Source organism: Boudabousia marimammalium, from assembly GCF_001936115.1.
GTDB lineage: Bacteria > Actinomycetota > Actinomycetes > Actinomycetales > Actinomycetaceae > Boudabousia > Boudabousia marimammalium.
In genome coordinates this window covers 159,507-181,139 of sequence record NZ_MPDM01000004.1, presented here as the reverse complement: position 1 = coordinate 181,139, position 21,633 = coordinate 159,507, and the positions used below count along the sequence as shown (strand labels likewise).

The 21,633-nt window shown below is 55.7% G+C and carries 21 protein-coding genes; 16 read left to right on the top strand and 5 right to left on the bottom strand.

Annotated features, from left to right (window positions below):
* Nucleotides 1–44: 44 nt before the first annotated feature.
* Complete coding sequence (proC, locus tag BM477_RS05045) at nt 45–917, bottom strand: pyrroline-5-carboxylate reductase (protein ID WP_158024368.1); 873 nt, start codon at nt 915–917, stop codon at nt 45–47.
* Nucleotides 918–1,025: 108 nt separating this feature from the next.
* On the opposite strand from proC, the gene BM477_RS08165 reads away from it, so the two are divergent.
* The 3 genes from BM477_RS08165 (at nt 1,026) to holA (ending at nt 4,470) form a co-directional block, all read left to right on the top strand.
* The gene (locus BM477_RS08165; protein ID WP_158024366.1) at nt 1,026–1,829 is read left to right on the top strand and encodes a ComEA family DNA-binding protein; all 804 of its coding nucleotides are present in this window, start codon (nt 1,026–1,028) and stop codon (nt 1,827–1,829) included.
* Between the two features lie 229 nt (nt 1,830–2,058).
* Entirely contained in the window at nt 2,059–3,399 is a 1,341-nt protein-coding gene (locus BM477_RS05035) for a ComEC/Rec2 family competence protein (protein WP_158024365.1), read from the top strand.
* Nucleotides 3,400–3,459: 60 nt separating this feature from the next.
* Nucleotides 3,460–4,470: a DNA polymerase III subunit delta gene (gene holA, locus BM477_RS05030; RefSeq protein ID WP_075361571.1), complete on the top strand. Its 1,011-nt coding sequence runs from the start codon at nt 3,460–3,462 to the stop codon at nt 4,468–4,470.
* Here the strand turns inward: holA and BM477_RS05025 are convergent, their stop codons facing one another.
* Both BM477_RS05025 and rpsT read right to left on the bottom strand, forming a co-directional pair.
* The gene (locus BM477_RS05025; RefSeq protein WP_143230211.1) at nt 4,471–4,896 is read right to left on the bottom strand and encodes a hypothetical protein; all 426 of its coding nucleotides are present in this window, start codon (nt 4,894–4,896) and stop codon (nt 4,471–4,473) included.
* 39 nt (nt 4,897–4,935) lie between these two features.
* Nucleotides 4,936–5,196, bottom strand: a complete 261-nt coding sequence (gene rpsT, locus BM477_RS05020; protein ID WP_075361569.1) for a 30S ribosomal protein S20 — start codon at nt 5,194–5,196, stop codon at nt 4,936–4,938.
* A gap of 324 nt (nt 5,197–5,520) precedes the next feature.
* Here rpsT and BM477_RS05015 point away from each other — a divergent pair, with 324 nt between their 5' ends.
* From BM477_RS05015 to BM477_RS04995, 5 genes are all read left to right on the top strand, one after another.
* Nucleotides 5,521–6,747, top strand: a complete 1,227-nt coding sequence (locus tag BM477_RS05015) for a dicarboxylate/amino acid:cation symporter (RefSeq protein ID WP_075361568.1) — start codon at nt 5,521–5,523, stop codon at nt 6,745–6,747.
* A gap of 244 nt (nt 6,748–6,991) precedes the next feature.
* On the top strand, nt 6,992–8,833 hold the full coding sequence (gene lepA, locus BM477_RS05010) for a translation elongation factor 4 (protein WP_169823242.1): 1,842 nt from the start codon (nt 6,992–6,994) through the stop codon (nt 8,831–8,833).
* Complete coding sequence (trmB, locus tag BM477_RS05005) at nt 8,830–9,657, top strand: tRNA (guanosine(46)-N7)-methyltransferase TrmB (RefSeq protein ID WP_075361566.1); 828 nt, start codon at nt 8,830–8,832, stop codon at nt 9,655–9,657. Before lepA ends, trmB begins: the two co-directional genes overlap by 4 nt.
* Nucleotides 9,654–10,919, top strand: a complete 1,266-nt coding sequence (hemW, locus tag BM477_RS05000) for a radical SAM family heme chaperone HemW (protein WP_075361565.1) — start codon at nt 9,654–9,656, stop codon at nt 10,917–10,919. Before trmB ends, hemW begins: the two co-directional genes overlap by 4 nt.
* 54 nt (nt 10,920–10,973) lie before the next feature.
* A complete protein-coding gene (locus BM477_RS04995) occupies nt 10,974–12,527 on the top strand; it encodes a family 20 glycosylhydrolase (RefSeq protein WP_075361564.1) in 1,554 nt (517 codons plus the stop codon).
* 12 nt (nt 12,528–12,539) lie between these two features.
* Here the strand turns inward: BM477_RS04995 and BM477_RS04990 are convergent, their stop codons facing one another.
* Both BM477_RS04990 and BM477_RS04985 read right to left on the bottom strand, forming a co-directional pair.
* The gene (locus BM477_RS04990) at nt 12,540–12,848 is read right to left on the bottom strand and encodes a thiamine-binding protein (protein WP_075361563.1); all 309 of its coding nucleotides are present in this window, start codon (nt 12,846–12,848) and stop codon (nt 12,540–12,542) included.
* 40 nt (nt 12,849–12,888) lie between these two features.
* Complete coding sequence (locus BM477_RS04985) at nt 12,889–13,779, bottom strand: DUF3097 domain-containing protein (RefSeq protein ID WP_187337398.1); 891 nt, start codon at nt 13,777–13,779, stop codon at nt 12,889–12,891.
* 212 nt (nt 13,780–13,991) lie between these two features.
* Between BM477_RS04985 and hrcA the strand changes: the two genes are divergently transcribed.
* The 8 genes from hrcA to recO all read left to right on the top strand — a co-directional run bounded on the left by hrcA (nt 13,992) and on the right by recO (nt 21,632).
* Complete coding sequence (gene hrcA / locus BM477_RS04980) at nt 13,992–15,032, top strand: heat-inducible transcriptional repressor HrcA (protein ID WP_075361561.1); 1,041 nt, start codon at nt 13,992–13,994, stop codon at nt 15,030–15,032.
* A gap of 8 nt (nt 15,033–15,040) precedes the next feature.
* Complete coding sequence (dnaJ, locus tag BM477_RS04975; protein WP_075361560.1) at nt 15,041–16,138, top strand: molecular chaperone DnaJ; 1,098 nt, start codon at nt 15,041–15,043, stop codon at nt 16,136–16,138.
* Complete coding sequence (locus BM477_RS04970; protein WP_075361559.1) at nt 16,138–16,902, top strand: 16S rRNA (uracil(1498)-N(3))-methyltransferase; 765 nt, start codon at nt 16,138–16,140, stop codon at nt 16,900–16,902. The genes dnaJ and BM477_RS04970 overlap by 1 nt, the downstream gene beginning before the upstream one ends.
* 112 nt (nt 16,903–17,014) lie before the next feature.
* Entirely contained in the window at nt 17,015–18,076 is a 1,062-nt protein-coding gene (locus BM477_RS04965; protein WP_084543731.1) for a PhoH family protein, read from the top strand.
* Nucleotides 18,076–18,534, top strand: coding sequence for an rRNA maturation RNase YbeY (ybeY, locus tag BM477_RS04960; protein ID WP_075361558.1), 459 nt, complete (start codon nt 18,076–18,078; stop codon nt 18,532–18,534). The genes BM477_RS04965 and ybeY overlap by 1 nt, the downstream gene beginning before the upstream one ends.
* Nucleotides 18,534–19,862: a hemolysin family protein gene (locus BM477_RS04955; protein WP_075361557.1), complete on the top strand. Its 1,329-nt coding sequence runs from the start codon at nt 18,534–18,536 to the stop codon at nt 19,860–19,862. The genes ybeY and BM477_RS04955 overlap by 1 nt, the downstream gene beginning before the upstream one ends.
* Nucleotides 19,863–19,923: 61 nt before the next feature.
* The gene (era, locus tag BM477_RS04950; RefSeq protein ID WP_075361556.1) at nt 19,924–20,895 is read left to right on the top strand and encodes a GTPase Era; all 972 of its coding nucleotides are present in this window, start codon (nt 19,924–19,926) and stop codon (nt 20,893–20,895) included.
* Nucleotides 20,896–20,903: 8 nt separating this feature from the next.
* Nucleotides 20,904–21,632, top strand: a complete 729-nt coding sequence (gene recO / locus BM477_RS04945; RefSeq protein WP_075361555.1) for a DNA repair protein RecO — start codon at nt 20,904–20,906, stop codon at nt 21,630–21,632.
* Nucleotide 21,633 lies beyond the last annotated feature (1 nt).

Sequence of the window (21,633 nt, the reverse complement as noted above, 5' to 3'; positions counted from 1 at the left end):
TAAATTCTATTCGCACCGATTGGCGCCTAACATATTATTCTAAGCTAGTTCGCCGACAAATGGGCATCCCGCGCCACTGCCGCGCGCACTGCTGAGTGCCAAACGCGTCTCAATCCGGCATCCTCGGCCGCTAGTAAACCAGCCACGGTAGTTCCTCGTGGAGAGCATACTTGATCAACGATATCTGCCGCGGTGTTGCCCCCAGCTAAAGCTGCTTGGATAAGTTTTCCAGTTCCCTCCATAGCGCTCGCAGCCGCTGTCAAGGCGGCGGTCTTGGTGAGCCCCTCGGCGACGCCAGCTTGCGCTAGCGCATCTACTGTGGCCGCGAACCAGGCCGGTGAACAGCCAGCTAAAGCTGTAAATACCGGAAAAAGCTCTTCCGCAACAACCTGGGCGCTGCCGATGGCCTCACACAAGGCGGTGGCCGTGCGAATCTGCTCTGCGCTGGTATGCGTGCCCCCACAAAGAGCGGTCGTAGACAGTCCCACTTGAGCTGCCACATTCGGCATCACACGAACCACAGCTGTCCCTTCCGGGAGCTGCGCTTCAAGCTGGGCGATGCTTCGGCCAGCCGCAATTGAAATGACTAGAGGCTGGCTTTGCGCTATCTCTTCCCGATAGGTCCTCAGTAGCTGATTCTGCTGGTGTGGTTTCATCCCCAAAATCACAGTTTTTGAACGCCGGATTAACTCTGCCGTATCAGGTAGATAGGTTGCATCCACGGCTTTGGCGAGGACCGGAGCGCGCTTGCCAGAGTGATCGGTGATGGCGAGGGATTCGCCTTCCACCCCGGCGGCGCTCATTCCCTGCACAATGGCCGAAACCATATTGCCTGCGCCAATAAAACCATATTCGAAGCGATTTGCAGCACTGATCATGTTTTCTCCCCAAACTTGTGCGACTACTGTCTTAATCATAGCCGTAGCCAAAGTGATGTAAGGAATCCCAGTTTTCCACAGGATAGATATCCACAACCTGGCAGTCCCGGGCTCCATCTAGGGCTCCGGTTCTTTTACAGTACGAGGGTGTCTAAGCAAACTGCCCAGCAAAAGCGCCGCCAAGAGAAACTCACTCAAGCGGTCTATCAGACCAGCCCACTGGAGCTAGCAGCCGGACCCGAATCAAAGCGCTTCAAAGATCGCGTTCCCGCATGGCTAGCTGATGCCCTGTGGTCTCCGCGTACAGCGTTGGTTACCGTGTTCATCTTAGGCCTGATAGCAGTTTTCAAGGTCTCGCAAGTCGGTGGGAGCTTCTGGCCGCAAGCAGTTGAATCCGCGGTCGTTGAGGGGAGCTACCAGCTGCAAACTGAGGGCAGTGGGGTGCAGCCGGGAGTTTTGGAGCAAAGTTCCCTTGAACCTGCAACAGTGGAGATAATCCAGATTGAAGTCTATGTTTCCGGTGCGGTGAACCAGCCGGGGGTCTATCAGCTGCCCGAATCTGCACGGGTTCATCAGGCGATAGCTGCAGCCGGCGGTTTGAGCGCGCAGGCTGATGGGAACGCCGTAAACTTAGCGGCTAAGTTGAGCGACGAAGCACACCTACATGTGCCCGCGCAAGGGGAGAGTAATCCGCCGGTTTCCAGTGGGGTTTCTGGCCCCGGGGATGGCTTGGGAAACGGGCTCGGAAATGCAGCGGGAGAAGTGGTCCGCTTGAACTCTGCTACTGCCGCTCAGCTTCAGACGCTGCCGCGGATTGGCCCGGTACTGGCGCAACGGATTGTGGAGTACAGGGAGCAGCACGGCCCTTTCCGGGAGGTCTCCGACCTAGCGAAAGTGTCAGGGATTGGTGCCTCATTACTTTCTCAACTGGAGGGGCGGGTGACGTTATAAAGTGGACGAGTTCTGGCAGGGCAGCTCTAGGGCAGTCTGGATGCAGGCCGCTATCGCGCTGGCGGTTTGGGGTGGGTGCCTCACCAGCGCAGACCCTAGCGCCCTTTTCAGATATGGCCTCTTACCGGGGATAGGGCTGCTCTTCGGATTAGGCGCTTTCAGGTTTACGCTCGCAGTTTCGGGGAGAAGCATCTCCCTCCTGGGGAAGACAGGTTTTGGGGTACTTCTGGTGGTTGTCCTGGTAGCCCTAGCTTTCCTCAGCGGCGCTTTCGTGCGGGGAACGGTTGAGAGAGTAGCCCAGCAGATGCTGGAGGATCCTCCCCAGGAGGCAGTGGTGCGAATTATTTCGCATCCACAACCGGCAGCTTTCTCCAGTGGGGGTTTCGAGGCCGAGGGCGTCGTCCAATCCACTAGTGGCAGGCATAACCCGCAGCCTGCTGGCCGCATCTTAGTAAATCTAAAATGCGATGATTGTGAAATCCGTTTCGGTGATTTAGTCTCCGGACCTGTGACTGTCTCGCCGGTGTCCCGGCCGGGGCGCCCTCGGCTCCTATTTTCATTCGCGCGAGTCGAAAGCACTCAAAACCCGGCTTGGTGGGCGAGAGGCCCCAGCTTCCTACGCTCTGCGCTGTCCGACGCCTTGCCTAGGGGAAAGTCAGGAACATCTTCGGCGGAAGCTATCATCCTTGGGATGACCATAGGGGATAGGGGAGGCTTCAGCCCACTTGCCGAGCGCCACCTACAGGCTGCGAATCTTTCCCATCTCACCGCGGTCTCGGGCACCCATATAATGTGCGTGACAATCTTCTTTGGCACACTGCTAGTGGCCTTCTCTGGCCGTGACATAGTGCAGGCTAGACGGAGAAGAACGATGGCGACTCTCTGTCTAGTGGTTTTCTATGCTTTTGCTGTCGGCCCTGCGCCTTCCGTAATTCGGGCCACCGTGATGGCAAGCTTGACCTTCCTTGGGATCTCCCTAGGGCGGGGCCGTAACGTGGTGACGCTAATGGCGTTGACTGTGATATGTGTGCTCTTGCTGCATCCTGAGCTAGCTACTTCTCTAGGTTTTCAACTTTCGGTGTCGGCGACTATCGGGATTTCTCTTTATGCTAGGGGGCTTCAGCAGCTACTATCTGAGCTTGCGGTGGGGCGGGTTCCAATTCCGTGGCTGAAAGCTATCTGCGAATGGGCGACGGCTAATCTAGCGGTGGCTTTGGTGGCGGCAACAGCGGTGTTTCCCCTCCTAAGTTCCGCAGTGGGAAAGCTGAATGTGTGGGGGCCAATCGCGAATCTATTGGTCGCGCCTGCGGTCGCCCCGATTGTCACTGGAGGGCTGGTACTAGCAGCTTTACAACTTTTCTTTCCCGTAGCCGTACCTGCGCTTGTAATAGTGCTTCGGGTAATGGGGGATTACGTGCTGACGGTAGCTGAGATTATTTCTTCGCTTCCGGGAGCTAATCTTCCTTGGCCAGAGGGCAGAACTGGTTTGATTCTAGCTGGCAGCCTAGTGGCGATTGTTGCCCTCCAACGCCCACATATCGCCTTATTCTTGGGAAGATTCGCGGCCTAAAACTTCGGCATCTGCGGAGCCAATTTTTACAATGTCCCGCGAACATGGCAATCTTGTCCTATGGCGAAAGCAAGCAAAGCGAAGAATACTTACCCTGGTTCCACCACTTGGGACCGGGTAAAGCCTGCCCCAATTGTGTTGATCCTTGGCACTGAAGGACTGTTCCAAGACCGTGCTTGGGAAAGGGTTCGTGACCAGGTCCGGAAAAGCGCATCCTCTATCGAGATTGAAACGGTAGACGGCACCACCTATACAGCTGGTCAGCTTCACACCCTAGCTTCACCTTCTTTGTTTGCAGAGCCAAAACTCATCAAGATCGAGAATGCTGGCGTCGCAGATCATTCTCTATTTAAAGACCTGGAGCAGTATTTGCATAATCCGGCCGAGGACGTCACCATTGCCATTATTGTTGGTAGCGGCCAAAGAGGGAAAAATACTTGGAAACTGATTGGTAACGCCAAATTCCCGGTCGTTCACTGCGATGCGGTTAAATCAGATGAAGCCAGAATGAATCTGGTGGTAGCTGATCTGAAGCGGCACAAGCGTAGCATCGCTCCCGCTGCTGCTGCCGCCCTAGTGCGTGCTTTGGGTGAGGATCTGCGCGGACTTGCCGCAGCTACCGATCAGTTACTTTCTGATACCACTGGAGAAATCACTGAAGCAGTAGTGAAGCAGTATTATCAAGGACGCGTTGAAACCACAGGTTTTGATGTTGCCGATGCGGTGGTTGCAGGGCAAATGGGTAAAGCCTTGGTATCGCTGCGTCACGCGCAAGAAAGCGGCATCAACCCGGTGGTGATTGTGGCCGCCCTGGCCACTAAATTCCGGCAGATTGCGCTAGCAAAACTGGTTGATGCTAACACTCATAGTGCGCAAGAGCTAGGATTCAACCCTTGGGCACTTAAGTTTATTCGGCCCCAACTACGCTACTGGAACGACCATGCCCTCGCGGGAGCGATCTTAGCGGTAGCACAAGCAGACGCGGAAGTAAAAGGTGCCGCCAAAGATCCCATGCACGCGGTAGAAAAATGCGTCATCAGCTGTTGCAGATACCGTGCCGGTAGTCTTTAACTACTCTTCCCTGCCTGTGCCCCAGATGCCAATCCGGTGAGAGACAACAGCATTCCCCGCGGAGTCTAAGGCCTCAATCTGTAAAGCCACCGGCACGAAAGAGTCCCCCTCATACTGCGGGGTACACTCATAACGTGCTACTTTCCCTGCTTGGGCGGCTGCAAATACAGCATCGTCGGCGCGGTCCTTCAAACCGGCGACCGAATCTGGCACATAGAGTACATTTGCTGGATTCTCTACCCCTCCCAGTAGCTGCGGCACAATAAAGATGGCGCGAAGCCGGCCAGATTTAGCAGCTGTGCGGGCATCCTCGAGAGATTTGATATCGGAGAAATCGGGGCCCTGAGGTCGGCGTTTGAAGAGGTTAAATAGCATGAGGTAATCATGGCATAGCGTTTGAGCGAAGACAAGAAAAGACCCCGTCATTGACGGGGCCTTTTACTCAGCTTTAGAAAAGTGGGTGGCTCAGAGAGCCGCCACCTTGGATGCTAGCTTGGACTTGCGGTTAGCAGCCTGATTCTTGTGGATCACGCCTTTAGACGCAGCCTTGTCGAGCTTGCGGCAGGCAACCTGCAGAGCGGACTCTGCTGCTTCCTTATCGCCAGCTTCAATTGCTTCGCGAGTACGACGTACCAAGGTACGCAACTCCGAACGGACGGACTGGTTGCGCTGACGGCGCTTCTCGTTCGTCTTGATTCGTTTCTTCTGAGACTTAATGTTAGCCACTAGTCACACTCTTTCGTGCGTTCGTTCTTACAGGGTCGGTTGAGGGCAGTGTCGCTATCGGGACTGGAGCGTGGGGACACTCGTGGTAGATAAACGACCGGACCTCTCCCGACCTGAGAAAGGTCCAAGCCGTTACTTTACCAGATACGAGGAGGTAAGTCAGTGTGAGTAGTAACTGAAATGCGTGAGTCTCATCTCTGTTCTTTATGCTGTAATGTCACGATTTGGTGACATGGTATTAAAAAGTCTTTAATGTGCATTACAGTATTATTACCGATGTGAAGAGCGCATCGGGTAATTTATTCTACAAGGTAGGGCTGACTTATGAAGATGCCAAAGATTTCGCTGGTGGTATGGGTATTCCTAGCCATCGTCGCCGGCGTTCTACTTGGCCTAGTGATGCCAGACTGGTTCGTACGTATTTTCGTTACGTTCTCGAAGCTGTTCGGGCAATTCCTAGGATTCGCAATTCCGTTAATTATTGTTGGACTGGTTGCACCAGCAATCGGTGAGCTGGGTAAAGGCGCAGGTAAGTGGTTAGTAATCACTGCCGGTATCGCCTACACATCTACATTTGCGGCGGGTCTGCTTACCTACCTGACAGGCTCTGCATTGTTCCCCTTCATGCTCTCCAGCGGTAGCGGTTTGGGTTCCGTGAAGAACCCTGACGATGTTGCCTTGGCCCCGTACTTTGAAATCGAAATGCCTCCAGTCTTTGGCGTGATGACTGCGCTGCTGCTGGCTTTCCTGCTCGGCATCGGCGTGACTTTGGTGAAAACACAGTCGGTGGCGCGCGGTCTCAACGAGTTCCGTACCATTGTGATTCGGATGATCGAAACCATCATCATTCCTCTGCTACCTCTGCACGTCATGGGTATCTTCATGAACCTGACCTATTCCGGTGAGGCGTGGGTTGTTATTAAGACCTTCCTGGCCGTAGTGGTCTGGACCATGACCTTGACCTTCGTCATGCTAATCGTACAATACGGAATTGCTGGCGCATTTACCGCTCGCAACCCCTTTAAGGCGCTCTGGAATATGCGTGATGCCTACTTCACGGCGCTGGGTACGTCATCCTCGGCGGCAACCATCCCAGTCACCCTCGGCTGTGTGAAGCGCAACCGCGTTAGTGACTCCATTGCCTCCTTCGTGGTGCCTTTGTGTGCCACCATTCACCTCTCCGGTTCGATGATTAAGATTACCGGCTTCTCAATGGCAATCCTGTGGATTACCGGCAGTGACATGTCCTTGTCTGGCTACATTGGTTTCATCCTGATGCTGGGTGTTTTCATGATTGCGGCTCCGGGTGTTCCCGGTGGTGCTATCGCCGCCGCAGCTGGACTGCTCACCACTATGCTGGGCTTCAACGATGTGCAGGTCGGTCTCATGTTCGCCACCTACATTGCACTGGACTCCGTCGGTACCGCAACCAATGTGACCGGTGATGGCGCTATTGCCATGATTGTAAACAAGATCGCTGCTGGTCGTCTCGAAGCCGGCGTCAAGCTGGAGCATGAAGCTGAACTAGACGCTGACGACCTAGTCGTCTGATAGTTTTCTCCTCAAAACTGCCTCGCCGCGGGGAATCTCTCCTTGCGGCGAGGCAGTTTTTATGTCTAAAGCTGTCAAACCCCAATAAACAATATGGACTTGGGCACAACCAGCCCCAAAACTAGCCTCGAAGCGACGCGTAAGGCGCAAGCAGGCGGGGAACATGAGATAATATGACGAATCCTGTTCAATGACAGTCACAATTTGAGAAGAGGTTACGTTGGCACCTATCCCCAGCGACAAAATGCTCCAAAGTATTCAGCCGGCAGCTACGCCGCCGGAGCTAATCCGCAATTTCTCAATTATCGCCCATATTGATCACGGTAAATCCACGCTTGCTGACCGAATGCTGCAGGCAACCGGTGTGGTGCAGGCCCGCGATATGCGCGCCCAGTACCTGGACCGGATGGACATTGAACGCGAACGCGGCATCACCATTAAATCCCAGGCTGTTCGAATGCCTTGGGAAGTGGACGGGAAAGCCTATGCGCTCAACATGATCGACACCCCCGGACACGTCGATTTCTCCTATGAGGTTTCCCGCTCGCTGGCCGCCTGTGAAGGTGCTCTACTGCTGGTGGATGCAGCTCAAGGAATTGAGGCCCAGACCCTAGCGAACCTCTACATGGCCATGGAAAACGACATGGTGATTATCCCGGTCCTCAACAAGATCGACTTGCCGGCCGCGCAGCCCGAAAAGTATGCGGAAGAAGTCGCCAGCTTGATTGGGGGAGAACCGGATGACTGCTTGCGGGTTTCCGGAAAAACCGGCGAGGGCGTGCCGGAGTTGCTGGACCGCCTAGTGCGGGAGATACCCTCCCCGGTGGGAGATCCGGATGCTCCCGCGCGAGCCATGATTTTTGACTCGGTCTATGACACCTACCGCGGTGTTGTCACCTATGTGCGTGTAGTTGACGGCATGTTGAAGCCGCGTGAACGCATTGAAATGCTCTCCACTGAAGCGGTGCATGAGCTCCTCGAAATCGGGGTCAGCTCACCCGAACCCAAGCCTTCTCAGGGCTTAGGCGTAGGTGAAGTAGGCTACCTGATTACCGGCGTGAAAGATGTTCGCCAGTCAAAGGTAGGCGATACCGTCACTTCGGCGATGAAGCCAGCCACCGAAGCGCTTGCAGGATATCAAGATCCGAAGCCCATGGTGTTCTCTGGAATCTATCCGATTGATGGCTCTGATTTCCCGGTCCTGCGCGAAGCCCTAGACAAGCTAAAGCTCAACGATGCCGCTTTGACCTATGAGCCGGAGACTTCCGCCGCGCTGGGCTTTGGTTTCCGTTGCGGCTTCCTCGGTTTGCTTCACCTAGAAATTGTGAGAGAACGCCTAGAGCGCGAATTCAACCTTGATCTGATTGCTACGGCACCCTCGGTAATCTACCAGGTCACCATGGAAGACCGCAGTGAAGTCACGGTTACGAACCCGTCAGAGTTCCCCTCCGGCAAGGTCAAAGAAATCCGCGAACCGATGGTTCACTGCACCATTTTGACGCCCTCGGAATACGTCGGCCAAGTCATGGAGCTATGCCAAGAGCGGCGCGGAAACATGCTGGGCATGGACTATATTACAACCGATCGGGTGGAGATGCAGTACACCCTGCCGCTGGCCGAAATCGTTTTTGACTTCTTCGACCAGCTCAAATCCAAGACCCGAGGCTACGCCTCTATGGATTACGAGCCCGAGGGCGAGCAAAGCGCTGACCTAGTTAAGGTGGATATCCTGCTCAACGGTGAAGGCGTCGACGCTTTCAGCGCGATTGTGCATAAGGATGCCGCGTACGCTTATGGCCTGCGCATGTGCTCCCGTTTGAAAGAGCTCATCCCCAGGCAGCAGTTTGAAGTGCCAATCCAGGCAGCGATTGGCTCACGCATTATCGCCCGCGAAACCATCCGTGCTCTGCGTAAAGACATGCTGGCGAAATGCTACGGCGGCGACATCAGCCGTAAACGCAAGCTACTTGAAAAGCAGAAGGAAGGTAAGAAACGGATGAAGGCAATCGGTCGGGTTGACGTGCCGCAAGAGGCCTTCATTGCGGCACTTACCTCCGATGCTCCCACCGGAAAGGAAAAGGCATGAGTAAACGCGGAGCACGCTCCCAAGGCGTTGTTTCAGATGTTGACCTGCCTGGCGCAAAACCGGAAACCCTGCCTGACGGGCGCTACCGCTCCCGCACTAAATCCTTCGTGCGCCGTGGCACCCGCATGGCTAAATCCCTTGAGAACACTTGGGAAACTCACTCCGCGCAATATATGGTGGATGTGGAGCGTGCGGTTGGGCACACCTCCGTGCAGGAAGGCCCCAGCCTTGACTACACGGATCTTTTCGGGAGGACCGCTCCTGTCACCGTGGAGATCGGTTGTGGGTCCGGTGACCAGATTGTCGCGGCCGCTGCCCGCTGGCCCGAACGTGACTTTATCGGCCTGGAAGTTTGGCGTCCCGGCATTGCGAAAACCATCTCGAAGGCAGTAGAGGAAAACGTCACCAATCTGCGTCTGATTGAAGCCGATGCAGTGCAGGTTTTCGACTATCTAATTGGGGAAGGCAGCCTAGCGGAAGTCTGGACTTTTTTCCCTGACCCGTGGCGCAAATCCCGGCACCACAAACGCCGCCTAGTGCAACCCAAGTTTGCCCAAACCGTGGCCAGCCGACTGGTTGAAGGAGGCGTCTGGCGGCTAGCGACCGACTGGGATGACTACGCTTGGCATATGCGAGACGTGGTCAACTCGATGACGCTTTGCGCTAATCCGCATGAAGGTGAGCGCCCCGACCCGCTCGACCCGGAAGGGGACCTGGGCGGATTCGCTCCGCGTTTCTCCGGCCGCGTCATGACCCGCTTTGAACAGCGCGGACTGGACGCAGGAAGACGCGTCCGCGACCTGACCGCTATCAGGTTGCCATGAGCCCAGCTCAACCGGCTGGTCTGCCCCTCCCGCCAGATGGGCGCCTGCCCGCCCCCGCCCCGGGGCAGGAGCTACCCCCGCTCAGCGCCTACCTGCATGTGCCGTTTTGTACGATTCGTTGCGGCTACTGCGATTTCAACACCTACACTGCACAGTTCGGGCCGGGCGCAGACCGAGCCACCTACGCGCAGACATTGCAGCAGGAAATCATCTGGTCTCGTCAGGTTCTGCAGCGCAGCAGCTATCCGGATCGGAAACTGCGTAGCGTTTTCTTTGGTGGCGGCACCCCAACCCTACTGTTGGCCAGCGCCCTCGGCCACGTCCTCGGCACCTTGAAAGAAAACTACGGGCTGGAAGCCGGGGCGGAAGTAACGACTGAAGCAAACCCCGACTCGGTCGACGAAACCTACCTGCACAGCCTAGCTGAGGCGGGTTTCACCCGGGTTTCTTTCGGCATGCAATCGGTAGTGCCCAGCGTGCTGAAAACCCTAGATCGGAGCCATGACCCCGCCCGGGTCCCGCAGGTCGTGGAATGGGCGCGTGAAGCCGGACTAGACGTATCCGTGGACCTCATCTACGGCACCCCAGGGGAGAGTCTTGCCGACTGGGAAGCCAGCGTCAAGGCGGCAATCACTTATCAGCCCGACCATATCAGCGCCTACTCTCTGATCATTGAGCCGGGAACTAAAATGCATGCGCAGGTCAAACGCGGAGAGCTACCGAATCCCAGCGACGACGATCAGGCCACCAAATATGAGATGGTTAATCAGCTTTTAACGGAGGCCGGATACGGATGGTATGAAATCTCCAACTGGGCACGGATTGAAAACGGCGACGACCCAGGGCAGGGACTTTTCCGGCATGCTTCCCAACACAATCTAGCCTACTGGCGTGATCACGACTGGTGGGGTTTCGGGCCCGGAGCGCACGGGCACATGCGCGGCACCCGCTGGTGGAATCTGAAACATCCGGCAGCCTACGCGCAAAGAGTGGAAGGCGGGATCTCTCCCAGTGCGGGTTCGGAAGTTATTGACGCCGACGCACGCCACCTGGAGCAGGTGATGCTAGCGATTCGCACTCGGGAAGGTCTTTTGCTGGCTTCGCTTCCGGAACGAACCGAGGATGGGGTAGCTCTGAATCAGCGAGTACAAGAGCTGGTGGAAGCTGGCTTCTTGGATGCGAAAGCAGTCAGGGTGGGGCGGCTGGTTTTAACTCTACGAGGGCGTTTGATGGCCGACTACGTGACCGGTCAGCTGCTTTAACCCGGCGTTATCTGAGCCCGCGAAGAACCTGCAGCCTTGTGCCATAATGGAAAGATGAGTGACAGTGCGGTTCCTTATTTTTCAGTGATTAACCATCGCGGTTTAGTGCCCAAGCCCGCGCATTTTGAGATTATGGACGAGGGCGCTACTTTGAGCCTTGGCACGCTAGTTCCCGAGGGAGAATACGCCGCTGAAGTTCTCTCAGCCTTAGAGGTTATTCCCTTATTCTGCATTCCCGAACGTGAAACCACGGTTAACACCTCAACAGATGGCTCTCTGCCAGCAGAAGCCTACCGGCTGGAAATCACTCCGGACTCGGTGCAGGTTGTAGCCGGTGACGCCGCCGGGGCCTTCTATGCAGTGATTAGCTTGCTACAGCTGGCGTTGCAATACCGGGCAGAAATTCCTTTGCTCAAGGTTATTGATCAGCCGCGCTATTCCTACCGCGGTCAGATGGTGGACGTGGCCCGTAGCTTTTTAACGGTCGCGCAAATTCGTGACATTATCGACGCGGGAGCCGCCCACAAACTCAATATTTTGCACCTGCACATTATCGACGACCAGGGCTGGCGGATTGAAATCACCAATGAAGGACGTGAAGACGGAGACGACACCGACTACACGGCTTTGCACAGGATTGGCAGTACGACCGCCTGCCAGTCCGGAGAGGACCCCGGATTTGATAAGCCTGAAGAGGCTCTAGGGGTGGTGGTTGACTACCATAACGACTTTAGCGGGGTAGCGCAGGGGCACACCGGCTACTATACGCAAGCAGAGTTCTTGGAGCTGCGTGATTATGCGCGTCGGCGCCATATTGAAATCATCCCAGAGGTTGAGTTCCCCGGGCATAACCATGTTGTCATGCATGCTCTACCGCAGCTGGCAACCGCCGGCGCCTCCGTCCAAGCGCAGGTGAATGAGGTAGGGGAGAGTACTGTTCCTGCTTGGACTAGCTGGCAGGTGGGGCACTCCTACCTTGATTTCAACAACGAAGCTACCTGGGCCTTCGCCCGCCATCTGTTCCGCCAAATGTATCGCCTAGTGGGGGACACTCCCTTGCATTTAGGCGGAGATGAAGCGATGCACATGATTGTAAAACTAGGGATGGAAGGCTACCTGAAGGCCATGAATCGGGTTTTGCAGATTGCTCGAGAAACTGGTTTCAGTCAGGTAATCCTCTGGGAAGAGGGAGCATTGATGGATCTTGGTCCCAGCGATACCGTACAGTTCTGGACCACTCAGTACGGGGAGGAACTGCTCGAGAAACTGAATCAGCGCGTCCTCGAAACCGGTTGTAGTCTGATTAACTCCAATGCTCACCACGCCTACCTAGATCAAAAACTGAGCCTAGATGATCCGCGCGGGCTTACCTGGGCCTGTCCGGAAGGTTTGCCAACCGAAACTAGCTACAACTGGAATCCCGATGAGGATTTCCCACCAGCAGTTCAAGCCCACCTGCAGGGCGTAGAAGCTCCCCTTTGGGGTGAGACGGTACGCGGCCTAGATGACGCTTTCTATCTGATGTACCCGCGCCTGGCGGCGATTGCTGAAGTGGCTTGGACGCCGCAAGCTGACCGGGACTGGGAGGACTTCAGCGCCCGCCTCTAGGTGGCTTGGCGTTTAGCCTTTTGCTTTCAGGGCTGCCTCCAAGGCAACCATCTTGGTTTCTAAACCATTGGTCATGCCTTCGCGAATATCAGCCTTCAAGAACAGGCTGACGCGCGGTGAATGCTTAGCGACCGCTTCGCAGGCCTCCTTGATTACCGCCATACATTCATCCCATTCGCCCTCAATGGTGGTGGACATAGCGTTAGTTTCATTCGGCAGGCCAGAGGCGCGAATGACCGCAACAGCGTCAGCAATAATTTCGGCCATTTCCGCCTCCACATTAGGGGTCATTGTGGGTGCGATAGAGAACTGAAACATCATGATGATTTCCTCCAGAAAGTTAGCTGGGATTACCTAAAAATCAAGTATCTTGCGGGGGTGGGGCAACAAAATCGATGAGTTCTTCAACGCGCCCTAGGAAGGCCGGCTCCAAATCCCAAAAATCACGCACCTGCCGTAGCATTCGCTGCCAGGCGTGGGCCACATCAGAGTAGTCCTCGTGAGGCCAGCCTAGAGCAGCCAGCGTACCGACCTTGAAATCGGTGCCCCGGGGAATCTGCGGCCATGCGCTTAACCCCAGCCGGCTGGGCTTAATCGCGTGCCAAACATCAATATAGGGGTGACCGCTAATCATGACAGCATCCTCACCCCACCGGCGCATAATGTCTTGCGCGATTTTGGTTTCTTTTGAACCGGAAACGAGATGATCAAGAAGAATTCCGGCGCGTTGCTGGGCGTTGGGTTGGAACTTTTCTAAAATATCCGCCAAATTATCGGCGCCGTCCAGTAGTTCCACGACTACGCCCTCGACCCGAAGGTCATCACCCCAGACATGCTCAACCAGCTCTGCATCGTGGCGGCCCTCTACCCAGATCCTGGAGGGACGAGCCACTTTAGCTGGCCCGAGTGGGACGGCGACGGAACCTGAGTTTGTGCGTTTGTTGCCTGCCGCATTAACTTTCTGCGGGGGTTTGGCTTGGCGCTGCGGAGGCAGCAAAATCACGGGTTCGCCCTCCAAGAGGAAACCTGGACCCAGTTCAAAGGAACGTACCCGGCCACGGCGGTCCTCCAGAGAAACAATCTGCATTCCGCCGGATTTTTCCACTCGAATAGCGGCGCCGCACCAGCCTGTCTCGACTTCTTCTAGGACCATTCCACGTGTCACGGGGATGGGGCGAGATCGCTTCTCGGTAGCAAATTCCCCATGCACATGCGGGTTGCTGGCCAGCACATCTTTTCCGTATCTGTCCATGCGTATAAGGCTAATGTGTTGGCGTCGATGAGGCGAGGTTCATCCTCGGCGTGCCGAGGGGGGACGAGGGCGTCGGGGCTGGGCAAATGTGACCTGATTCCCGCCGTGTTCACTTGAGGATTACACAGCAAGCACTCTGGGGGTGAGAGTGCTAAGTTTATGAGAGGAATAGTGACTCTAGAGTTCCCCAGACGACTCGCAGGAGGTGTGTGATGGCTGAAGGAAAAGCGTTAGCGCCGAGACGCCATAACGTGCTGTGCGCACTGGTCGCGGACTATATTGCCACGCATGAGCCGGTCGGGTCGAAAGCCCTAGTAGAAAAACACCGTTTAGGGGTTTCGCCTGCCACTGTGCGAAATGATATGGCTGATCTGGAAAAAGAGGGTTATATCTATCAGCCGCATACTTCAGCGGGGCGTGTCCCCACGGAGAAAGGCTACCGGGAGTTCGTGAACCATATTGCGACCTTGCAGCCGCTCAGTGAGGCGCAACGCAATGCGATTCAAACCTTCCTCACTGAGCCGCTCAGTGTGGGGGACGTGATGCGTCGGTCCGTGCAGTTGCTGTCGCAGATTACTCACCATACTGCGGTGGCGCAGGTACCTTCGGTGGCTCGCGCGACCTTGCGGCATATTGAGTTGGTGCCGCTTTCTCCCATGCGTATCCTGATTGTGGTGATCGCCGATTCTGGCATGGTGGAGCAGCACACGATTGATATTGCTGAGCCCTTCGATAGCTACGTGCTGGAGACGCTCCGGATTAAACTCAACGCTTTGTGTGTGGGTTTGGAATCTGGTGCTTTCGCCGCCTCTTTGGAGGATTTGGTGCGGGCAACCCCGACGGAGCAGGTGGGTGTGGTCTCCGCAATTATTGACGCCCTGGCGCAAACCCTGCAACCGGTTTATACGCAGAAACTGGTAGTTTCGGGAATGTCTCACCTGGCCCGTTCCGGTCCGGATTTTCGGGGGGAGCTGAGCCCGATTATTGAAGCCCTGGAAGAGCAAGTTGCGCTTTTGCGTCTCTTTGAGGAGTCGCAGCATGCGCCGGAAGGTATCCATGTCACTATCGGGTCGGAGAACCATCATGAGGCGCTTCGCGAGGTGGCGGTGATTGCATCCTCTTATGGCGGTGCTCAGTCGCGTGCGCAACTGGGTGTGATTGGCCCGACCCGGATGGACTATGCTCGTTCAATGTCTGCGGTGCGAACCGTGGCCAGCTATCTATCGAAGATTCTTGAACCAACCGTACGATAAGGATTATTTTGTCTGATTACTATGAAATTCTGGGTGTCTCCAAGGAGGCCTCTGCAGAAGAAATCAAGCGCGCCTACCGTAAGCTTGCGCGAAAATTGCATCCAGATGTGGCAGGTCCAGAATCTGAAGAGGAGTTCAAGAAAGTAACCGTCGCCTATGAGGTGCTTTCTGACCCGCAAAAACGTCAACAATACGACTTGGGCGGTAGCGGCAACGGTGGCGGAGGCTTCGGCTTCGAAGACCTCTTTGAGACTTTCTTCTCTGCCGCCACCGGTGGCGGGTCCATGCGTGGTCCCGTTCCGCGAGCACGGCGGGGACAAGACACTCTGACGGTCATGGATGTGACTTTGGAAGAGGTAACTTTCGGGGCGCAGAAGGAAGTTTCCCTTGACACCGCGGTGCGGTGTTCGCGCTGTGACGGTTCCTGCTGTGAGCCTGGTACCAGCCTAGAAACCTGCCCGGAATGTCACGGCAATGGTTACGTGCAGCGGATGACGCGGTCCTTGCTGGGTGCAGTCATGACGAATGTTTCCTGTCCGCGCTGCTCCGGGTATGGCACTATCATTCCTACCCCGTGCACTGAGTGTGCGGGGGATGGCCGGGTGCGAGCGCGCCGCACTATCCCCGTGGAGGTTCCTCCCGGCGTTGACCACGGCACCCGTTTCCGGATGACGGGCGAGGGCGAGGCAGGGCCGGCCGGCGGTCCTAACGGAGATCTCTACATCGAATTCCATGAGATTCCGCATCCGACTCTGAGCCGCCAAGGTGATGATGTTTTCACGAAGATTACGGTGCCGATGACCACTGCCGCCCTCGGCACTGCGCTTCCCATCTCAACTCTGGATGGGGAGAAAGAAATCACGGTGGAAGCTGGCACTCAGCCAGGTGATGAAATCACCTTGGAAGGTTTGGGGGTCACCCATTTGCGTCGGCGTGGTCGCGGCGATATGCACGTGCGCATAGATGTGGAAATCCCGAAGAAGCTAAACCGTGAGCAGCGTGAACTGATGGAACAGCTGGCGCAGCTACGCGACGAAGCCTACTCAGAGCAGGCTTCTTCTGGTGGAGTTTTTGATAAGCTCCGGGACAAGCTGACAGGGAACTAATGACTAATCCGGTTTTCATTGCAGATCCTGAGACTTCGGTAGAGCAACTGGCCGAGGGGGATTCCCTCACGGTCAGCGGTGGCGAAGCGAAGCATATTCAGGTAATGCGGCTGCAGGCGGGGGAGGCCCTTGATCTGGTCGATGGGCAGGGCTGGAGAGCTCCCGCCGAAGTGAAATCGGTGGACTCTAAGACTGTTACCGTGCAGATTACTGGTCCAGCCAGTCGAGATGTTACTGAGCCCGCCCTCGTCCTAGTGCAAGCCTTAGCGAAAGGCGGAAGGGATGAGTCAGCTATTGCTCAGGCCACCGAAATTGGGGTCAATCAGGTAGTGCCCTGGCAGTCAGACCGTAGCATTGTGCGCTGGCTAGGGCCGAAAGCAGAAAAGGGCGTTAGCAAATGGCAAGACGCAGTGAGGGCGGCCGCCAAGCAGTCGCGGCGCGCCCAGGTACCTGCCGTTCAGTCGGTAGCTACCACGAAGCAACTGGCGAAACTGGTTGCCGAGGCGTCTAGTCGCGGCGGTCAAGTCTGGCTTTTGCATGAGGCTGATGAGGCACGCTTTAGTAGCCATTTGCGTGAGCTTTCACAGGCCGGTGAAATCTGGATTCTGGTTGGCCCCGAGGGCGGGATTAGCCCGGCCGAATATGAGGAACTGACTCAAGCTGGTGCAATCGCCGTGCGTTTGGGGCCGACCGTCTTGCGTTCTGGTACCGCCGGCGTGGTTGCGCTCTCGGTGATTACCCAGCAGCTCGGCCTGTGGGATTAATCCTCAGTCGGCAGGGCGACTTCCGTCGCTGAGCCCCATCGGACTCCAGGACACGTTAAACTAGAGGCAGGGGTAACTGATCGCAACACCCACGGTATTTAAGAAAGATTGAATGAACGACAATGATTCGGTTGAGCTGGACTCAACCCCAGTAACCACATCGCTACTATCGACCAGGAATCTGACGATTCCGCAGCAGGTTGATCCGGTCCTAGTGTATGGGGTCAATGATAATGTCATGCGGGTCATCGAACGCGGCTTCCCGCAGCTGAGGATCGTAACCCGCGGCGGCGAGATTTCAATCTCTGGACCGGTCCATCAAGTGGAAATGGTTGTCGACCTGATTGAGGAGCTGATCGCGGTTGCGGCGACGGGTTCGCCACTAGATGCCCAGTCGGTTTCCCATGCGGTTTCTTTGCTCACTAGGGCGGCGGCCAGTACTGCAGCTCAAGCTACCGACCTGGATGTGCTCAGTGTCCGGGGCAAAAAGATTCGCCCAAAATCTGATGGCCAAAAACGCTATGTGGATGCTATTGACGACAACACTGTGGTTTTCGGCATTGGGCCAGCCGGTACCGGTAAAACCTATTTGGCCATGGCGAAAGCTGTTCGCGCCCTCTTGTCGGGTTCGGTTAGGCGGATTGTTTTGACCCGTCCCGCTGTGGAAGCAGGGGAGTCTTTGGGCTTCCTCCCAGGTACTTTGACGGACAAGATTGACCCGTATCTGCGTCCCCTCTACGACGCTCTTCATGACATGCTGGATGAAGAGGCGCTCCCGAAACTGATGGCGGCGGGCACGATTGAAGTGGCGCCTTTGGCGTACATGCGTGGACGCACCCTCAATGATGCTTTCATTATCTTGGATGAAGCTCAAAATACGACCCCGCAGCAGATGAAGATGTTCCTCACCCGCCTGGGCTTTAACTCCACTGCGGTGGTGACTGGTGACGTGTCCCAGGTTGATTTACCCGGCGGCGTACAGTCAGGTTTGCGTGTAATCGAAGGTATTTTGCAGGGGGTCGAGGATGTTGAGTTTGTCCACCTGACCAGCCAAGATGTGGTCAGGCATGAGCTGGTCTCCAAAATCATTGACGCCTATGAGCGCTGGGATGCGGCCCGCGGATACAATCAAGAGCATTCCGCCAATCGGAGCTCACGAAGGAGAAGAAACTGATGAGCATTGAAGTGTCGAATGAGACTGAGGAGCAGATCGACGAGACTGAGTTCGTTGAGTGTGCCCGCTACGTGCTAGATCAGATGCATGTTTCCAGCCAGGTGGAACTGTCTATCATGTTTATTGATCCTGACCCGATGGAAGAGCTGCATATTCGTTGGCTTGACTTGCCCGGCCCGACCGACGTGATGAGCTTCCCGATGGATGAACTACGTCCCGGCACGCAAGCTGCTCCAGTTTCTGAAGGTATTTTGGGGGACTTGGTGATTTGCCCGCAGGTTGCTCGGCAGCAAGCCTTGGAGGCTGGCCACGCTGCGGTCGAAGAAATGCTCCTGCTAACGGTTCATGGGATTTTGCATTTACTGGGTTATGATCATGCGGAACCGGAGGAACAGAAAGAGATGTTTGGTCTGCAGCGTCGTCTGTTGCTTGAGTTCTTAGCTTCAAGGAACAGTTAATGACTGTTTTGCCTTTGCTTTTACAGGCTGCCCCGGTTGCTTCTGAACAGAATATCCCGGTCATCATTCTGACCGTTGTTTCCCTGCTTGCCTTCTTAGTGGCAGGCCTGTTAAATGCTGTGGAAACCGCCTTGGAGCATTTGTCTAAAGCCAGTGCTGAGGACTTGGTGGACGATGAACGTGAAGGAGCTAAGCTGGTTCTGGCGCAGGTTTCTGATCGCGCCCGCACCGACCGGTCGGTGCGTTCGCTTCGTTTAGCTATGCAGTCTGTGGCAACCGTGTTCTTGACCCTAGTACTGGTGCAAAGCGGCTGGGTCTGGTGGCTGATTGCTCTGATTGCGCTGCTGGGTAACTGGCTGTTGCTTTCGGTTGCGGTTTCTGTTGTGCCGCGGCAGTTCTCCTACCGGTGGCCGGGCGGCGTCATGCTGTTCTTGCGTTCACTGACTGCTTTCGCGGTGAAGCTGAATAGTCTATTTGAACCGGTGACCCGTTCACTGCGACGCCTGCGTCCTGCTTCAACTCAGACAGAAGCGGAAGCTCGCCGTGAGATGGCTGATGACCTGCGTGAAATGGTCGATCAGGTCGGCGAAGCTGAACTGTTTGAAGATGAAGACCGGAAGATGCTTCGCTCTGTTTTTGAGCTGGGGCAAACCTTGGTACGGGAGGTAATGTTACCGCGTCCCGACATGATTGTGATTGATGCAACGGCTAATCTTCGTGACGCCATGAAGCTTTTTGTCCGCTCTGGTTTCTCCCGCTTGCCGGTGATCGGTGAGGATTCAGATGATATTCGGGGCCTAGTCTATTTCAAGGACGTTACCCGGAACCTGATGGCGCATCCAGAAACCGCTACCCTCCCGGTCACGAAGGTGATGCGTCAGGCCCATTTCCTGCCTGAAATCCTATATGCCGATGACGTGCTTCGTCTCATGCAGCGAGATTCTTTCCATATGGCCATCTTGGTGGATGAATGGGGCGGGATTGCGGGCTTGGTGACTTTGGAAGACCTCCTTGAAGAGGTGGTGGGGGAGCTCACTGACGAACATGATCGTGAGATTGAGGAAGAGCCCGCCCAGGTAGCCGAGGGCGTCTGGCAGGTCCCTTCCCGTTATCCGATTGACGACCTGGGGGAGATTTTCGAGATTGAGCTCGAGGACGAGGACGTCGACTCAGTCGGCGGCCTGGTCGCAAAAGTTTTGAACAAGGTGCCTTTGCCTGGTGCGAAGGTCGTGGTGAAGAACCTAGAGTTTATCGCCCAAGAAGCCATGGGACGCAGAAAACAAGTCGCGTACTATCATGTCCGCGCATTGCCTGCCGAATCAGAGTAGGCTGTGAACAGGTGCCCGCTAGGTCGGGGCACTGTCAACCAATGACGAGGAGATATATTTAATGACCGAAGAAAACCACTCTGAGAGCCTTTCCGGTCTCATCCGTAGCGACGTCCCAGAGAATTATCGGGCCGGTTTCGCCTGCATTGTGGGACGACCCAATGTGGGAAAATCCACCCTCACTAACGCCATGGTGGGGCAAAAGATCGCGATCATGTCTGACCGTCCAGAGACAACCAGACATGCGGTGCGCGGTATTGTTCACCGTCCGCAAGGCCAAATCGTGCTAGTTGATACTCCCGGATACCATCGCCCCCGCACCCTCCTCGGTAAGCGTCTGAACGATATGGTGAGAGAGAACCTAGCGGACGTGGATGTCATCATGTTCTGCTTGCCATCAGACCAAAAGATTGGCCCGGGCGATGAATACATTGCGGCCGAGCTGAAAGAGGCACGCGCTCCCGTCATTGCGATTGCTACCAAAACGGATAAAGTCTCCCCTGAAAGACTGATGAAGCATCTGCTGGATATTGACCAGCTGGGTGATTGGGCTGAGATTGTGCCGGTTTCTGGCCTGACCGGACATCAGGTCGACAGGCTAGCAGACATCGTCATGTCGCATCTGCCGGTGTCTCCGCCGCTCTACCCGGAAAACGAAATCACTGACGAGCCAGAGCGCGTCATGATTGCGGAGCTGATCCGTGAAGCCGCCCTGGAAGGCGTGCGTGAGGAACTACCGCACTCTCTCGCTGTGCAGGTCGAAGAAATCATTGAACGCGAACCCCATAATGCTGCGCAGCGGGCAGGGAAAGAACCCGTGATGGTTGATATTCATGTGAACCTTTTCGTGGAACGTGATAGTCAAAAAGGCATCATTATTGGGGCTGGAGGCAAGCGTCTGCGAAGCGTCGGGGAAGCAGCCCGCAAGCAGATTTCAGAACTGCTGGGACGCCGAGTCTTCCTTGACATGCATGTGCGCACCGCAAAAGACTGGCAGCGCGACCCGAAAATGCTGGGTCGCTTAGGCTTCTAGGAGCTCTCATGCGGCTCTATCGTGCGCATGCGGTTGTCCTGCGGACCCATCCGATTGGCGAAGCAGACCGGATTATTACTATGCTCAGTCCAGAGAAAGGCGTAATTCGTGCCGTCGCGAAAGGAGTGCGACGGACCAGTTCGCGCTTTGGCTCACGGCTGGAACCATTCAGCGTGGTTGATCTGCAGTGTTATGAGGGACGGAGCCTAGACACAGTAACGCAAGTCAGCGTGATTTACCCGTATCATCAGCTTATTACCCGCGATTATGATCTCTACACGGCGGGCGCGGTAATGGTGGAAACCACTGAAAAGGTGGCGGAAGATGATGAACCAAATCCGCGCATCTATGAGCTCCTAGTGGGGGCATTGAATGCTCTCTCCAGACGGCGGCACGCCCCCGATCTGGTGGTTGCCTCATATCTGTTACGACTGATGACGATTGCAGGTTGGTCACCTAGTTGGACAGTTTGCGCGGTTTGTTCAAACATGATTACGGAACCGTTTTTTAGCGTCGAATCTGGCGGCGTCGTCTGCGAAGATTGTCTCAGCCCTAATGCTTTCAATCCGGGTAGCGAAGTGATTAAACTGGGGGCTCAACTAACCAAAGGTAACTGGGAGGAAGCAGACCTTGCCCCTCCAGCCATCGCACATGATCTGGCGCTTCTGGCGACCAAATACACGCAGTGGCATGTGGAACGTAAAATCCGTTCCGTTGCAGTGAGAGAGAGGGGCTGAA

Coding starts and splice junctions, on each gene's coding strand:
- era (WP_075361556.1), top strand. CDS start 19,924: ATGACCGAAGAAAACCACTCTGAGAGCCTTTCCGGTCTCATCCGTAGC.
- hemW (WP_075361565.1), top strand. CDS start 9,654: ATGAGCCCAGCTCAACCGGCTGGTCTGCCCCTCCCGCCAGATGGGCGC.
- BM477_RS04990 (WP_075361563.1), bottom strand. CDS start 12,848: ATGATGTTTCAGTTCTCTATCGCACCCACAATGACCCCTAATGTGGAG.
- recO (WP_075361555.1), top strand. CDS start 20,904: ATGCGGCTCTATCGTGCGCATGCGGTTGTCCTGCGGACCCATCCGATT.
- BM477_RS04970 (WP_075361559.1), top strand. CDS start 16,138: ATGACTAATCCGGTTTTCATTGCAGATCCTGAGACTTCGGTAGAGCAA.
- proC (WP_158024368.1), bottom strand. CDS start 917: ATGATTAAGACAGTAGTCGCACAAGTTTGGGGAGAAAACATGATCAGT.
- BM477_RS05015 (WP_075361568.1), top strand. CDS start 5,521: ATGAAGATGCCAAAGATTTCGCTGGTGGTATGGGTATTCCTAGCCATC.
- BM477_RS04965 (WP_084543731.1), top strand. CDS start 17,015: ATGAACGACAATGATTCGGTTGAGCTGGACTCAACCCCAGTAACCACA.
- ybeY (WP_075361558.1), top strand. CDS start 18,076: ATGAGCATTGAAGTGTCGAATGAGACTGAGGAGCAGATCGACGAGACT.
- trmB (WP_075361566.1), top strand. CDS start 8,830: ATGAGTAAACGCGGAGCACGCTCCCAAGGCGTTGTTTCAGATGTTGAC.
- hrcA (WP_075361561.1), top strand. CDS start 13,992: ATGGCTGAAGGAAAAGCGTTAGCGCCGAGACGCCATAACGTGCTGTGC.
- lepA (WP_169823242.1), top strand. CDS start 6,992: ATGCTCCAAAGTATTCAGCCGGCAGCTACGCCGCCGGAGCTAATCCGC.
- BM477_RS04985 (WP_187337398.1), bottom strand. CDS start 13,779: ATGGACAGATACGGAAAAGATGTGCTGGCCAGCAACCCGCATGTGCAT.
- BM477_RS05025 (WP_143230211.1), bottom strand. CDS start 4,896: ATGACGGGGTCTTTTCTTGTCTTCGCTCAAACGCTATGCCATGATTAC.
- BM477_RS04995 (WP_075361564.1), top strand. CDS start 10,974: ATGAGTGACAGTGCGGTTCCTTATTTTTCAGTGATTAACCATCGCGGT.
- holA (WP_075361571.1), top strand. CDS start 3,460: ATGGCGAAAGCAAGCAAAGCGAAGAATACTTACCCTGGTTCCACCACT.
- BM477_RS04955 (WP_075361557.1), top strand. CDS start 18,534: ATGACTGTTTTGCCTTTGCTTTTACAGGCTGCCCCGGTTGCTTCTGAA.